We start from the raw sequence: 14,542 nt of genomic DNA, 5'->3' as shown, positions 1-14,542 counted from the left end.
TTCATTCTCCTCGGGCTTTGTCGCCCTTTAGCTGTGATTTGGCGAGATGCGCCGCCCAGAGGTCCGGGCGCCGTTCCCGCGTGGTCATCTCCCGTTGCTCCTGACGCCACCGGGCGACCTTCTGATGGTCGCCGGAGAGCAGGACCTCCGGGATGTCGAGCCCCTCGAACGTCCGCGGTCGCGTGTACTGCGGATGCTCCAGAAGCCCGTCCTCGAAGCTCTCGGAGGACAGGCTGTCCGCCTGGCCGAGCACTCCGGGGAGCAGTCGTACGCACGCCTCGATCACCACCATCGCCGCCGCCTCGCCGCCGGCGAGGACCGCGTCGCCGACGGCGACCTCCTCGAACCCCCGGGCGTCGAGCACCCGCTGGTCCACCCCCTCGAACCGGCCGCACAGGACGACGACGCCGTCCTGGTTCGCCCAGTCCTGAACGCGCGCCTGGGTGAGGGGCCGACCCCGCGCGCTCATGTACAAAAGCGGCCGGGGCGGCCCTGTCAGGCTGTCGAGAGCCCGGGCCACCACGTCCGCTTTTAGAACCTGTCCGGGGCCGCCACCCGCAGGGGTGTCGTCCAGGAAGCCGCGCTTATCGTCGGAAAAGGCCCGGATGTCCACAGTTTCGAGCGCCCACAGGCCGCGCTCGCGCCAGGCCGTACCGATCAGGCTGACGCCGAGCGGCCCGGGAAAGGCCTCGGGGAACATGGTCAGGACGGTGGCGGTGAAGGGCATGGGCCCGCGCCATAGGCGCAAACGGCTCAGAGGGCCAGATCGACGGTGACCGGGGCGTGGTCGCTGGGCCGCTCCCAGGCGCGCACCTCCTCGTGGATGCGGGCCGAGGCGGGGACGACGGCCGGGGTCAGGCCGGGCGACGTCCAGAGGTGGTCCAGCCGCAGGCCGCGCGCGCTCTTGCGGAAGTCGGCGGCGCGATAGCTCCACCAGCTGGCCAGCTTCTGCGGGTCGGGGAAGGCGTCGCGCACGACGTCGGCGAAGCCGCCGGCGGCCTGCAGCCGGGTCAGGGTCTCGACCTCCACCGGCGTGTGGCTGACCACCTTCGACATGTAGCGGTGGTTCCAGACGTCGTTCTCGCCGGGGGCGATGTTGAGGTCGCCGGCGATGACCAGCGGCGCGGCGCGGTCGCGGCGGGTCACGTCGGCGGTGAGGCGCGCGTAGAAGTCCAGCTTGTGGTCGAACTTGGGGTTCAGCGTCCGGTCCGGCAGGTCGCCGCCGGCCGGGACGTAGAAGTTCTGGATCTCGACGCCCTCGACCACGGCGCCGACGCAGCGGGCGTGGCCCTCGCGGCAGACGTCGAGGCGGGGCGCGTCGCGGATCGGCCGGGCGCTGGCGATGGCCACCCCGTGCCAGCCCTTCTGGCCGGCGATGCGCAGGTAAGGCAGGCCCATGGCGCGGAAGGCCTCGACCGGGAACTCGCCCTCGCGGCACTTGATCTCCTGCAGGCACAGGACGTCGGGCCGGGCCTCGGCGACGAAGCGGGCGACCTGGTCGATCCTCAGCCGGACGGAATTGATGTTCCAGGTGGCGACGCGAAGCATGGGGCAGGGGTAGCAGATTCGGGGGCGGGGGGCGGGGCCCAGAGCGAAAGCCCTCCCCCTCTATGGGGGAGGGTTTGGGTGGGGGTGAGACCGCATCATTGACGGGCGAACGACGGAGACGCGCCCGCCTCCTGCGCCATGTCTTTCGCCGCCCGGTGTTCCCACCCCCATCCCCGACCCTTCCCCCATCGAGGGGGAAGGGAGAGGGCGCCGGGCTCATCCCCGTTGCTCCGTCGTCATCCTCGGGCCAAGCCCGAGGATGACGGCTGGGCCAAAAAAAGAAGGCGCCCGGGTCGCCCCGGACGCCTTCCAGTCCGTCTCTCTCTCACGCCGTCGTCGGGAGGGGATTGACCGAGTCGGGCAAAGGACGACCGCCGCCGTCCTGTTGTTGATATGTCACGGCCAAGTCCAAAGTTCAAGAGAATTCGAATGGGTGCGGCGGCGTGTCCATTCTGTCACATATCCGTGATCGTCGTCAGTTGCGGCCGGGGCGGCGGGTCGGATCGCGCAGCTGGAACAGGCTGCCCGGCAGGCCCGACGCCGGCTCCAGCTCGGTCAGCCGGGTGCGGGTGCGCTGGCCCTGGCCGTCGATGATGGTCCACTCCTGCAGACGCACGGGGCTGCCGGCGAAGGCCAGCACGACCGCGCCCTCGTTGGGGCGGCGCGCGTCGCGGGCGACGATGGCGAAGGCGCCCGACGGCGTCCGGGTGACGCGGTCGATGCGCACCCCCTCGTCGAGCCGGACGTTGCGGGCGAGGAAGGTCGACAGGGGGGTCTGGCCCAGCGGCACCTGCTGGAAGGTCTCCAGCCGCGGGTCGTAGCGCTTGACGTTGTAGCCGTCCGACACGACCAGCAGGCCGGCCGGGTCGGTGTATTCGAAGCGCATGCGGCCGGGCCGCTGCAGCCAGAACTGGCCGGCGCGTTGCTGGCCGCCGGGACCGGTCTCGGTGAAGCGGCCGCGCGCCGCCGACAGGGTCTGGAAGTAGGCCTGGGCCTCGGCCACCACGGCGCGGTCCTCGGCCGACAGGCTGGCGGACTGCGCCAGCGCCGGGCCGGCGAACAGCAGGGCGAGGCCCGACAGGGTCAGGGTGCGGCGGTCGGTGAGGTGGGCGGTCATGGGGTCTGGAACCTCCTGGCGGCTGTGTCCGAGTGCACATAACGCGCGACCGACGGCAAGGGCGCGGCGCCGCCTTGACCATATTCCGGCCGCCGGATGAGCGGGCGTTCATGGGGGGGGAGATCTCCTCCCCCATAGCGGAGCGTATGGGGGAGGGGGACCATGCGCAGCATGGTGGAGGGGGCGCGATCAAGCGCGGCGCATGTGGTCGCCCCCTCCACCACCTTCGGCGGTCCCCCTCCCCCGCACGCGGGGGAGGAGAGCGGCTGGCGAGACGGAGGGGCTCGGCCGCCCTACGGCGGCGGGCCGACGAGGACGTCGCGCTTGCCGGCGTGGTTGGCGGGGCTGACGACGCCTTCCTGCTCCATGCGCTCGATCAGGGAGGCGGCGCGGTTGTAGCCGATCTGCAGGCGGCGCTGGACGTAGGAGGTCGAGGCCTTGCGGTCGCGGGTGACCACCGCCACGGCGCGGTCGTAGAGGTCCTCGGAGCCGTCGCCGCCGCCGCCGAACTCGCCGGCCCCGCCGCCGTCCTCTTCATCGCCGCCGTCGGTGATGGCCTCGAGATACTCCGGCTCGCCCTGGCTGCGCAGGTGCTTGCAGACTTCCTCGACCTCCTGGTCGGTGACGAAGGGGCCGTGCAGGCGGGTGATGCGGCCGCCGCCGGCCATGTAGAGCATGTCGCCCTGGCCCAGCAGCTGCTCGCCGCCCTGTTCGCCGAGGATGGTGCGGCTGTCGATCTTGGAGGTGACCTGGAAGCTGATCCGGGTCGGGAAGTTGGCCTTGATGGTGCCGGTGATGACGTCGACCGACGGGCGCTGGGTGGCCATCACCAGATGGATGCCGGCGGCGCGGGCCATCTGGGCCAGACGTTGCACCGCACCCTCGACGTCCTTGCCGGCGACCAGCATCAGGTCGGCCATCTCGTCCATCACCACGACCAGATAGGGCATGGGCTCGGGGCGGATCTTCTCGGACTCGTAGACCGGCCGGCCCTGCTCGTCGAAGCCCGTCTGGACGGTGCGCTCGAAGTGCTCGCCCTTGGCCACCGCCTCGCGGGCGCGCTCATTGTACGAAGCGATGTTGCGCACGCCGAGCTTGGACATGCGGCGATAGCGGTCCTCCATCTCGCGCACGGTCCACTTCAGGGCCACCACCGCCTTCTTCGGGTCGGTGACGACCGGGGCCAGCAGGTGCGGGATGCCGTCGTAGACGCTGAGCTCCAGCATCTTCGGGTCGATCATGATGAAGCGGCACTCCGCCGGGCTGTGCCGGTAGAGGATCGACAGGATCATGGCGTTGACCCCGACCGACTTGCCCGAGCCGGTGGTGCCGGCGATCAGCAGGTGGGGCATGCGCGCCAGGTCGGCGACATAGGGCTCGCCGCCGATGGTCTCGCCCAGCGCCAGCGGCAGCAGGTGGCCGGGCTTGGCATACTCCGACGAGGCCAGCAGGTCGCGCAGATAGACGGTTTCGCGCTTCGCGTTCGGTAGTTCGATGCCGATGGCGTTGCGGCCCTGGACCACCGAGATGCGGCAGGCCCGCGCCGACATGGAGCGGGCGATATCGTCGGCCAGGGCGACAACCCGGCCGTGCTTGATGCCCGGGGCGGGGACCAGCTCGTAGAGGGTGACGACCGGGCCCGGGCGGATCTGGTCGATCACGCCGCGGACGCCGAACTCCTGCAGCACGCCCTCGAGCATCTGGGCGTTGGCCTTGAGCGCGGCCTCGTCGACGGAACCGACGCGCCGGGTCGGCTTGGCCAGCATGGCCAGGGGCGGCAGGTCGAAGCCGGTCGAGGGGCGGGCGAAGTCGAAGGCCTGCTGGGCGTCGTCCACGTCCTTGCGGGCCGGCTTCGGGGCCTTGATGGCGGCGACGCGGGGCTCGGACGCCGGCGCGGGGGCGGCGCGGCCGGCGCCGGGGCGCGGCGCGGGCGCATCCCACGGCGGGGCGTCGTCGTCCTCGACCTCCGGGGCGTCGTCAGCGAAGGCGCGGTCGAGGGGCCGGCCCGGCGCGGGGGCGGCGGCCCGGGCGCGGGGGGCGGTATCGGCGTCGGCGGCCCGGGCGCGGCTGCGGCCCGGGCGCTTCGCGGCGGCGGGCGCGGGCGGCGCGGCCGGACGGGGGGCTGCGCCGCGGCGCAGCCAGGCGACGGCGTCGCGGACGTCGCGCCCGGTCAGGCCGAGGGCGAAGGCCAGCAGGCCCAGGGCCAGGGGAGCGGCGATCAGGCCGGCGACCAGCCGGCCGCCGGGCAGGCCGAGGCCGTCGACGGCGGCGCTGACGGCCCAGACCAGCACGTCGCCGGCGAGCCCGCCGAGGCCGGCGGCGATCGGCCAGGCGGCGGGGGCGGCGAGGGCCGACAGGCCCGCAGCGAGCGCCACGACGCCGCCGGCGGCGGCCCAGACCCGCGCCGGCCCGGCGTTCAGCCGGCTGGACACGGCGCCGGCGAGGGCCCGGGCGCTGCCGAACGCCAGCAGCAGCAGGGCGGCGGGCCAGGCGGCGAGGCCGAGGGTCTGCATGAACAGGTCGGCGAGCGTCGCACCGTGCGCCCCGAGCCAGTTCGACGGGGCCAGGCCCGAGGCGGCGTTGAGGCTCGGGTCCGCCGGATTCCAGGAGGCGAGGGCGACGAGCGCGAGCGCCGCCAGCAGGGCCAGAAGGGCGCTGCGGAAGCGGGCGACGACCGGGGCGCGCCAGACGGCGTTCGCCTGGGCGACGGTGCGCAGGCCGAGGTCGACGGCGGTCATGGCGAACGGAATCTCCGGCCGACGTGGAACGGAGCCCTATCTGCGCGCGTCAGGGTTAAGCGGCTGTTTACCGCCGGCCGCCGGTCCCGGTTTCGATCAGCCCCGGGTGGGAGCCTCGACCGGGCGCAGGCCGCGCACGGTGGCCTGGACGACCTCGGGACGGCGCTCGCCGCCGGCGGCGATGATCCGGTCGATGCGGGCCTTCTCGGCGCGGAAGGCGGCCAGGTCGGCGCCGGCGAGGACGGTGCCTTCCTCGACCCGGATGCTGGCCGGATTGATGCGCTGGCCGCGGCGCCAGACTTCGTAGTGCAGGTGCGGGCCGGTCGAGGCGCCGGTCGAGCCGACGTAGGCGATCACCTGGCCCTGGCGCACGCGCTGGCCGGCGCGCATGCCCGAGGCGTAGCGCGACAGGTGGGCGTAGCCGGTCTCCAGGCCGTTGGAGTGGCGGATGCGCAACCAGTTACCGTAGCCGCCCCAGCGCCGGGCCTCGACCACCACGCCGTCGGCTGGGGCCACGATCGGGGTGCCGGTCGGGGCGGCGAAGTCGATGCCCTGGTGCATGCGGCGGTAGCCGGCGATCGGGTGGCGGCGCATGCCATAATTTGAACTGACGCGGGCCCGGTCGATCGGGGTGCGCATGAAGGCCGAGCGGGTGTTCTTGCCGGTGGCGTCGAAATACTGCGCCTCGCGCGCGCCGGCCGGCTGGAAGCGATAGAAGACCTGGCCCTTGAGCTGGGCGTAGAGCAGCTCGCCGGTCTCGATGGTGCGGCCGTTCTCGGTGACGGCGCGGTCGAACACCAGGGTGAAGTCGTCGCCGCGGCGGATGTCGCGGTCGAAGTCGAACTTGTGGGCGAAGATCTGCGAGATCTTGCGCACGATCGGCGTGGTCGCGCCGACGCGACGGGCCGAGGCGGAGAGCGAGCCGGAAATCTCGCCGGTGGCGACGAGGGTCTCGCGGGTGACCTTCTCCTCGAGGGCGCGCACCTTCAGGGCGCCGTCGAAGCTGCGCGACACGGTCAGCTGGCTGGCCGGGCCGGTGCGCATGGTCATGCCGACCAGACGGGCGGAGCCGCGGCCCGAGCGCGGCTTGGCCACGGCGGTCTCGAAGCGCAGGCCGGCCTCGATGCGCGACACGTCAAAGGCGTTGGCGACGGTGGCCACCAGGGCGCGGGCGTCGTCCGCCTCCACGCCGGTGCGCATCACCGCATCCTCGAAGCTCTCGCCGCGCCGCACCTCGACCGGAATCGCCTCGGGGGCGCCGAGGCCCTCCGGCGCGCCGGCCGCCACGAAGGCCCGGGCTTCCAGCGCCGCCACCTGGTCGTCGGTGAGCCGCATGACCCCGGCCTCGTCGGCCGCCGCCTCGGTGGGCTGGTAGACCCGGCCCGCGAGCAGGGCCACGCTGACGGCCGCCACCGCGGTGAAGACGTGGGGGGCCAGACGCATCGGCTGGCGGCGCGGATCAAACTGAGCCATCGGTCCCCGGCATTCGACGGCGCGGGCAGCGCCTGGGTACGGTACGCGAACTGGTGCAGGATCGGCGCCAAGGTCCCCCCGGCATCCGAGGGGATGGCGTATAGCCTGCCCGAACCATCTTGGGAAGACGGTGGTTACAAACGGTTAACCGGCGTGACCGTGGAAAATCCGCGGCTTCGGAGTCTGTGGCCAAGATGTGCACGCCATGCCGACGAGGTGCTGACATGATGCGCCGCCATTGTGCCAGATGTTGGGGCCTGTACTATTCAAAGTGGCCCGCAAGACACGCCCTTGTGACCCGGGAAACACACAGCCTTGACCGGTCCTGATCTGAAACCTGTCCGTCGCCGCCGGGCGCTGGCGACCGCATCGGCCGCCGCGCTGCTGCTGGCCGCCGGCCTCGGGGCCGCCTGGCTGGGCCGCGGCCCGCTGGCCGAGGCGGCGCTGGAGCGCTGGCTGGCCGGGCAGGGCGTGGCCGCCGACGTGGCCTTTGACCGGGTCGGCGTCGACGGGGCGGCCGGGCGGGTGCGGCTGGGGACCGAGGCGGCCCCGGACCTGACCGTGGCGCGGATCGAGGTCGACTACGGCCTGATCGCGCCCTGGGCCGGGGGGCTGTCGCTCAGGCCATCGCGCATCGTGCTGACCGAGCCGCGGCTGCGGGCGCGCTGGACCGACGGGCGGCTGGATCTGGGCGCGCTGGACCGGCTGGCGCAGCGGCTGGCCGAGACGCCGCCTGACCCCGACGCCCCGTCGCCGGAGATCGAGGTGCGCGACGGGACGGTCGTGCTGACGACCCCGTGGGGACCGGTGGAGGCCGGGATCGACGCCCTGTTGCAGGACGGACGGCTGCGCCGGGCGAGTCTCGACGCGAGACAGATCCGGCTGGACGGGCCGGAGGGGCCGGCGACGATCGCGCGGGTGCGGCTCGGGGCGGCGACGGTCGGGAGCCGGCTGGCGGTGCGCGGCCGGGTCGAGGGCCTGACCGGCGCCGCGGAGGGGCTGGCGGGCGAGGCGGCGACGCTGACGCTGGCGCTGGACGCCCCGGCGGCGGCCGAGGGGATCGGCCCGGGCGAGGGCCCGGCGCAGCTGGCGCTGTCGCTGGCGGCGGCGCGGCTGACGCTGGGCGGGCTGAGCCTTGACGAGGGGCGTGCGGAGATCACGGCCGAGGGCCGGCTGACGGGTCTCGCCGTCGAGGCGCCCGCCTTCGCCGGAACCGTGGCGGCGAGCCTGACCGCGGCCGCGGGTCAGGCGGGCGAGACGCGGCTGGCGCGGCCGTCGGCGACCCTGTCCGGGGCGGGGCGGGCGGCGCAGGGGGACGAGGGTCTTGTCTGGCGCCTCGACGGGCCGGCGCGGCTGGCGGCCGAGCGGGCAGTCGGGCCCGGCCTGACGCTGGAGGCGGTGGCGCTCAGCTCCGCCCGGCTGGGACTCGGCGGGGCGGGAACGGCCGTCGAGAGCACCGGGCCCGCGAGTCTGGCGGCGCGGCGCGTGGAGAGCGGCGCCCTGACCCTGTCGGACGTGGGCGGGCGCGGCCGGCTGGACCTGCGCGCCGGGGAGACGCTGATCGCCGGCTTCGAGGGCGGCCTCGGCGGGCGGGCGGCCTGGCCGCTGCTGGGGGCCCCGGCCGCCGGCGACGCGCCCGAGATCGCCGGGATGAAGCGGGCGCTGGCCGACATGGCGGTGACGGCCCCGGACGTGCGGCTGAGCGTGGCGGAGGGGGCGGTGCGCCTCGACCTCGGCCAGGTCGTGACGGCGATCCCGGCGGCGGGCGGACGGCTGACCGTAGCGGCCCTGCCGGGGCGGCCGCTGTTCGCCTCGACCGAGGGCGGCGGGGCCCTGGCCCTGACCTCGGCGGCGGGGGGGCCGCTGCCGGCGCTGGGGGCGACGGTGGCGCGCTGGCGGCTGCAGGGCGAGGGCCTGGTCGCCGGGGTGCAGGGCCGGGCGGCGCTGGACTTCGCCCCGGCCGAGGACCTGACCCTGACGGCGGCGGGAACCCTGACGACCGGCGCCGCCGGCCTGACCTTCCGGCCGGACGGCTGTGTCGCGGTGGCGGCGGCGCGGCTGGAGCTGGGGGAGAACGACGCCGAGGCGGCGCGCGGGGCCCTGTGCCCTGTGTTGGGCCGCGGCGCCGGGCCGTTCCTGCAGGTGAGCGACGGCGGCTGGCGGCTGCAGGCGACGGTGCAGGACGGGGCGGCGCGCCTGCCCGGCTTCGTCGCCGCGGTCGAGGACGCGCGCGGGCCGCTGACGGTGCGCGGCGGGCGGGCGCTGAGCCTGTCGGCCCCGGCGCTGAGCGGGCGGCTGGTCGATCTGGCCGGGCCGCGTCGCTTCGAGACCTTGGCGGCGACCGGCGCGGCGGCGCTGACGGACGAGATCTGGGAGGGCCGGTTCGATCTTGTCCCTGCGGCGGCGGCGACGCGCGCCCCCGGACCGGTGGCCACGGCCCTGCTGCGCCACGACGGGCGTAGCGGCGTCGGGGCCCTGACGCTGGACACGCCGGCGCTGACCTTCGCGCCGCGCGGGCTGCAGCCCGTCGATCTGACCCCGCTGGGCGCCGACTTCATCACGGGGGCGGTCGAGGGCGAGGCGCGCTTCGCCGGGCGCTTCGACTGGACGCCGGCGGGGGCGACCAGCCGCGGCGTGGCCGAGGCGCGGGGCCTGGCCTTCGACAGCCCGCTGGGTCGGGTCGAGGGGCTGAACAGCGCCCTGGCCTTCGACAGCCTGGCGCCGCTGACCACCGATCCGGGGCAGCGGCTCACCGCCGAGGCGGTGGCGGCCTTCGCGCCGCTGAATGATCTGGCCCTGACCTTCACCCTCGCCGAGGATCGGGTGCACATCGAGGGCGGGCGGGCCACCGCCGCCGGCGGCCTGATCCGGGTCGAACCGTTCGACGCGCCCCTGGCGCCCGGGGCGGAGCTGAGCGGGGCCCTGACCTTCGAAGGGGTGGAGCTGGGCGAGATCCTGCGCACCCTCGGGCTGGGCGAGGACATCCGCATCGACGCCCGCGTCTCCGGCCGCCTGCCGTTCACCCGGCTGGCGGACGGCCGGCTGCGCATCTCCGGCGGCCAGCTGGCGGCGGTGGAGCCCGGGCGGCTGTCGATCCCGCGCTCGGCCCTGAGCCAGGTGACGGCAGGCGGCGGGGTCCCGGCGGAGGCGGCCCCGGGCGCGCCGCCGAACATGGTCGAGGACCTGGCCTACCAGGCCATGGAGAACCTCGCCTACGACAGCCTGACCGCCAGCATCGACAGCGTCGACGACGGCCGGATGCGGCTGCGCTTCAACGTCGACGGCCGCCACGACCCGCCGCAACGGCAGGAGATCCGGCTGAGCTGGATGGACGTGATCCGCCGGCGCTTCGCCGACAAGCCGCTGCCGCTGCCCTCGGGTACGGAGATCGACCTGACGCTGGACGTGGACTTCAACGCCGACGAGCTGTTCGCCGACCTGATCGCGCTGGATCAGGCGCGGCGCGGGGCGGCGACGCCGTGACGCCTCGACAGCATCAGAAGGCTCGTTCAGAACCGGTTCAGGCGCTGGCGCGTTGTCTGGTCCGGCCCTTCAGTCTTCCGTGTGACGCCCCGTCTCCTTCTTCCGGATTTCGCCCATGACCCTGCGCGTTCCTGTCCGGCCGGCGCTGGCCCTTGTCGCGGCGACGGCCGCCCTCGCCGGCGCGGCCTGCACCCCGACGGTGCGGCTGCAGGTCGATCCGATCCAGATCTACGCCCGGCTGGACGCCGATGTGCGCGTGCGTCTGGACCAGGAGCTGCAGCAGCTGCTGCGCGAAAACCCCAATCTGTTCTGACCGGAGAGCTGTGATGTTCCGTCCCCCGCATGTGTTCATGGCCGTCGCCGCCGTGGCCGCCGTGGCGGCCGCCCCGGTCCTGGCCCAGACCGCCGCCGAGAAGGCCCGCATCGACGCCGCCAAGGCCGCCGGCGTGGTCGGCGAGCAGGCCGACGGCTTCGTCGGCTTCCGCCTCGAGAGCAACGACGCGCCCCTGCGCGAGGCGGTGCGCTCGACCAACGCCGCCCGGGCCCAGGTCTACGCCCGCAGCGCCGAGGCGGCGGGCACCACCGCCGCGGTGGCCGGGGCGCGCATGTTCGAGCTGAACCTGCTGCCGCGCATCGCCACGGGTGAGTGGTACCGCAACGCCCAGGGCCAGTGGGTGCAGCGGTGACGCCGGAGCGCCCGCCCCTCGCCGAGCGGGTCATGCGCTTTGCCCTGCTGCTGCTGCTCTCGCTGATGGTGGCCGGGTTCTCGACCTGGCTGCTGGGGGCGACCTGGGAGGCGATCGGCGGCGGCGAGATGTCGGTGCACGGCTGGATCGCCCTGGCGCTGGGCATCCTCGGCACCTTCGGTCTGGCCTGGGGGCTGATGGCCCTGGCCTTCCGCTCGCACCGCGAGGGTTGGGACGACCGGGTCAACAACACCCTCGACCCCGGACGGCCGCCCGACCACGAGCGCTGAGCCGCTGCGGCGACGCTTGACCGGGGCGCGGGCGCGGGGCCTGATCCGGTCCCCTGTCCGGAGCGATCCATGTCCGCCGTCCTGCGCCCGTCCCTCGCCGTCCTGAACCTGTGCGCCGGCCTCGCCCTGGCCGGCTGCGAGCCTGCGGGCGATGGCGCGTGGGAAGGGGAGCGTCCGCCGGAGCCCACGGCGCCGGTGGTGCTGGGCGGCGTCGATCTGGGCCAGCCGGTGCGGGCGCTGGGCACGGAGCCCTTCTGGGGCGTCGACATCGGCGAGGGCGCCCTGACCCTGACCGGGGTCGACCGGCCGGAGCAGCGGTTCGCCGCCGAGGGCCCCGAACTGGTCGGCACCACGGCGGTCTGGCGGGGCGAGGCGGCGGACGGCGCCACGGCCACCCTGACCCTGATCGCCACCGAATGCTCGGACGGCATGAGCGATCGGGTCTATCCCCTGACGGCGCGGTTCGAGGCAGGCGAGACCGAACTGGCCGGCTGCGCCGAGGCCACCGCCCGGCTCATGGAAGGCCCGGGCGCGTAACCTTTCCTGAAGCGGACGTCGCTATGCAGGGGGCATGACCCCCGTCGCGCCCCCCGCTGACCTGCGCGCCCTCACCAGCCTGCGCTTCATCGCGGCCATGTGGGTGGTGATGTTCACCTTCTGGAAGAACCTCGACGTCGATTTCGTCCCGACGCTGGCGACCAAGGGCTACCTCGGGGTCGAGCTGTTCTTCGTGCTGTCGGGCTTCATCCTCAGCCACGTCTATCTGGAGGCGGCCGGAACCGGCGGCTTCCGCTATCGCGGCTTCCTGTGGGCGCGGCTGGCCCGGGTCTATCCGCTGCACCTGTTCACCCTCGTCGGGGTCGGGGCGCTGGCGGTGGTGGCCGGGCTGGCCGGCATCGCCGTGGACGGCAGCCTGCTGAGCTGGGAGTCGCTGCCGGCCAACCTGCTGCTGCTGCACGCCTGGGGCTTCGCGCCCGAGGCCGGCTGGAACCATCCGTCCTGGTCGATCTCGGCGGAGTGGTTCGCCTATCTGCTGTTCCCGGGCTTTGCCTTCGTCGCCTGGCGGCTGCGGACGCGGCCGGTGCTGGCGACCCTCGCCGCGGCCGCGGGGCTGCTGGCCCTCTATGTCGTGTTCGCGCAGCTGGCCGGCTTCCTGCTGACCGAGGCGACGATCCGCTGGGGCGCGCTGCGCATCGTCCCGTGCTTCGCCCTCGGCTGCGCCCTGTATCTGATCCACCGCCGCGGGCCGGTTCCGGCACCCGGGCTGATGGCGGGTCTGGCCGGGCTCGGCGTGGTCGCCGCCGCCAGCCTGCCGCCGGGGCTGATCCCGCTTCCGGCCCTGTGGGACGGGCTGATCGTGCTGCTGTTCGCGCCGCTGATCCTCGGCCTGGCCGGGCTGGAGAACGCCCGCGCCGGCCTGATGTCGTCGCGCGCCGGGGTCTACCTCGGGGAGATCAGCTATTCGGTCTACATGATCGCCGCGCCCTGGCAGATCCTGGCGGTCAATCTGGCCGCGCGGCTGGTCGGGGCCGAGGACAAGGTCCTGCCGCTGTGGCTGTGGCTGGCGGTGATCGCCGCCCTGCCGGCGGCGGCGGCGGTGTCCTACCACCTGGTCGAGCACCCGGCGCGGCGCTGGCTGCGCGGCCTTGGCGCGGCCCGGTCCGGCCCGGCGACGGCGGCCGGCGCGACCTGAGGCCGCGTCGTCCGCGCCGGGGGGTTCTCTCCCGCGCGGAGATCGGTTAAGCCTAATTTTCCCCGAAACGGCGAACAGTTCCGACATGCTTCAACGGCTCAAAGCCGCCGCGGTTGCGGCGACCCTCGGCGTTCTGGTGGCGGCGACCCCGCTTCAGGTGCGTGCGGACGAGCCCTACTGGCAGTGCGTGACCTTCGCCCGGATGATCTCGGGCATCCAGATCTTCGGCGACGCCTGGACCTGGTGGAACCAGGCGGTGGACCGCTTCCGCACCGGCCGCAGCCCGGAGACCGGCTCGGTGCTGGTGTTCCGCCCGCACGGCCGCATGTCCCGCGGCCACGTCGCCGTGGTCTCCAGCGTCCTGACCGACCGGGCCATCAAGGTGACCCACGCCAACTGGGGCGGCAGCCGCGGCCGGGTCGAGGAGGACGTCACCGTGGTCGACGTCTCCGAGGCCGGCGACTGGAGCGCCGTGCGGGTCTGGTACGGCCCGATCCGCGACCTCGGCACCACGGTCTATCCGACCTATGGCTTCATCTACACTGCGGCCCGTGACGCGGCCCGCGATGCGGCCCGGGACACGGCGTCCGGCCAGCCCTGACGGGCCCCACCCTCTGACATAGCGTGACGCGGCTCAGACCGCGGCGTCGAACAGGGCGTCGCGGGCGAGGCCGGCGTCAGTCATGGGGAAGAAGTGGCCGGCGTCGACGGTCTCGACCGTGACCCCCGGGCGCGTCGGGCGCAGGACATGGCAGGTGCTGTCCTGCGCCGCGCGCAGCACCCGCACCGGCCGGCCGACGCGGGCCAGGGCGCCCCACGGGTCATGGGCCTGGGCGGCGTAGTTGGAGGCCTCCCATTCGGCGGCGCAGGCAAGGCGCACCTCGTCCCCGGCCTCGACGAAGCCGTCGGCGACATAGTCGGCCAGCACCGCATCGGGCCAGCCGCGGAAGGCGCCGCGGCCGCGATAGGCGGCGACGGCGGCGAGGCGGTCGGGGAAGGCGCGGCGGCGGCGCAGGGCCCCCTGCACCAGCGGGATCTTCCCCGCCAGCCGGCCGGCCAGCGGCAGGTTGAGCATCAGGGTGGCGGCGCGCGGCCAGATCACCGGATCGAGCAGCACCAGGCTGGACACCCGCTCCGGGCGGGCGGCGGCGGCCAGCAGGGCGACCGTGCCGCCCATGGAGTGGCCGGCCAGCACCAGCGGCGGGCCGTCGAGCCGGTCCAGCAGGGCGACGATGTCGTCGCGCAGGTCGGCCCAGCTGCGCCGTCCCTCGGGGGCCGCGGTGAGCCGGCTGTGGCCGTGGCCGCGCTGGTCCGGGGCCAGGACGCGCAGGGCCCCGCCCAGCGGCGTCAGCAGCTGGCGATAGACGCCGCCGTGAAAGCCGTTGGCGTGCAGGAACAGCAGGTCGACGGGCCGGTCGGTCGGGCCGAGCTCGAGCGCCGTCATCACGCCGTCGGGCTCACGCTCCGGCAGCGGGATCTCGAGGCGGCGGGGCGGGGTCAGCCGGGCGGCGTCC

Annotated in this window: 13 protein-coding genes; 7 read left to right on the top strand and 6 right to left on the bottom strand. The window is 74.3% G+C overall.

Translation table 11 applies throughout. The features are described 5' to 3' along the window. Window position 1: 1 nt before the first annotated feature. From trmD to VGN74_RS07270, 5 genes are all read right to left on the bottom strand, one after another. Window positions 2–727 carry a tRNA (guanosine(37)-N1)-methyltransferase TrmD gene (gene trmD, locus VGN74_RS07290; RefSeq protein ID WP_327446707.1) on the bottom strand — a complete coding sequence of 242 codons (726 nt, stop codon included), beginning with the start codon at window positions 725–727 and terminating at the stop codon, window positions 2–4. A gap of 26 nt (window positions 728–753) precedes the next feature. After that, window positions 754–1,548 (bottom strand): exodeoxyribonuclease III, encoded by a 795-nt coding sequence (locus VGN74_RS07285; protein ID WP_327446706.1) that lies wholly within the window; start codon window positions 1,546–1,548, stop codon window positions 754–756. Between the two features lie 475 nt (window positions 1,549–2,023). Beyond that, on the bottom strand, window positions 2,024–2,665 hold the full coding sequence (locus tag VGN74_RS07280) for an outer membrane lipoprotein carrier protein LolA (protein WP_327446705.1): 642 nt from the start codon (window positions 2,663–2,665) through the stop codon (window positions 2,024–2,026). A 293-nt stretch (window positions 2,666–2,958) separates the two neighbouring features. Further along, on the bottom strand, window positions 2,959–5,403 hold the full coding sequence (locus VGN74_RS07275) for a DNA translocase FtsK (protein WP_327446704.1): 2,445 nt from the start codon (window positions 5,401–5,403) through the stop codon (window positions 2,959–2,961). A gap of 96 nt (window positions 5,404–5,499) precedes the next feature. Further along, complete coding sequence (locus tag VGN74_RS07270) at window positions 5,500–6,876, bottom strand: M23 family metallopeptidase (RefSeq protein WP_327446703.1); 1,377 nt, start codon at window positions 6,874–6,876, stop codon at window positions 5,500–5,502. 315 nt (window positions 6,877–7,191) lie between these two features. Here VGN74_RS07270 and VGN74_RS07265 point away from each other — a divergent pair, with 315 nt between their 5' ends. The 7 genes from VGN74_RS07265 (at window position 7,192) to VGN74_RS07235 (ending at window position 13,629) form a co-directional block, all read left to right on the top strand. Continuing rightward, window positions 7,192–10,359: an intermembrane phospholipid transport protein YdbH family protein gene (locus tag VGN74_RS07265; protein WP_327446702.1), complete on the top strand. Its 3,168-nt coding sequence runs from the start codon at window positions 7,192–7,194 to the stop codon at window positions 10,357–10,359. Window positions 10,360–10,474: 115 nt separating this feature from the next. Next, window positions 10,475–10,672, top strand: coding sequence for a YnbE family lipoprotein (locus VGN74_RS07260; RefSeq protein ID WP_327446701.1), 198 nt, complete (start codon window positions 10,475–10,477; stop codon window positions 10,670–10,672). 13 nt (window positions 10,673–10,685) lie between these two features. Next, a complete protein-coding gene (locus VGN74_RS07255; protein WP_327446700.1) occupies window positions 10,686–11,045 on the top strand; it encodes a DUF1318 domain-containing protein in 360 nt (119 codons plus the stop codon). 32 nt (window positions 11,046–11,077) lie between these two features. After that, a complete protein-coding gene (locus VGN74_RS07250) occupies window positions 11,078–11,335 on the top strand; it encodes a hypothetical protein (protein ID WP_327446699.1) in 258 nt (85 codons plus the stop codon). A 69-nt stretch (window positions 11,336–11,404) separates the two neighbouring features. After that, window positions 11,405–11,872, top strand: coding sequence for a hypothetical protein (locus VGN74_RS07245; RefSeq protein ID WP_327446698.1), 468 nt, complete (start codon window positions 11,405–11,407; stop codon window positions 11,870–11,872). Window positions 11,873–11,906: 34 nt separating this feature from the next. Continuing rightward, on the top strand, window positions 11,907–13,028 hold the full coding sequence (locus tag VGN74_RS07240) for an acyltransferase (RefSeq protein WP_327446697.1): 1,122 nt from the start codon (window positions 11,907–11,909) through the stop codon (window positions 13,026–13,028). An 85-nt stretch (window positions 13,029–13,113) separates the two neighbouring features. Further along, on the top strand, window positions 13,114–13,629 hold the full coding sequence (locus VGN74_RS07235; RefSeq protein ID WP_327446696.1) for a CHAP domain-containing protein: 516 nt from the start codon (window positions 13,114–13,116) through the stop codon (window positions 13,627–13,629). A gap of 33 nt (window positions 13,630–13,662) precedes the next feature. Here the strand turns inward: VGN74_RS07235 and VGN74_RS07230 are convergent. Further along, a partial coding sequence (locus VGN74_RS07230; protein WP_327446695.1) for an alpha/beta hydrolase occupies window positions 13,663–14,542 on the bottom strand: 880 nt, incomplete at its 5' end.

Origin of the sequence: Brevundimonas sp. (genome assembly GCF_035998205.1) — a bacterium.
Taxonomy (GTDB): domain Bacteria; phylum Pseudomonadota; class Alphaproteobacteria; order Caulobacterales; family Caulobacteraceae; genus Brevundimonas.
The sequence above is the reverse complement of the archived record's forward strand: the minus strand, read 5'-3'. Positions and strand labels throughout refer to the sequence as shown.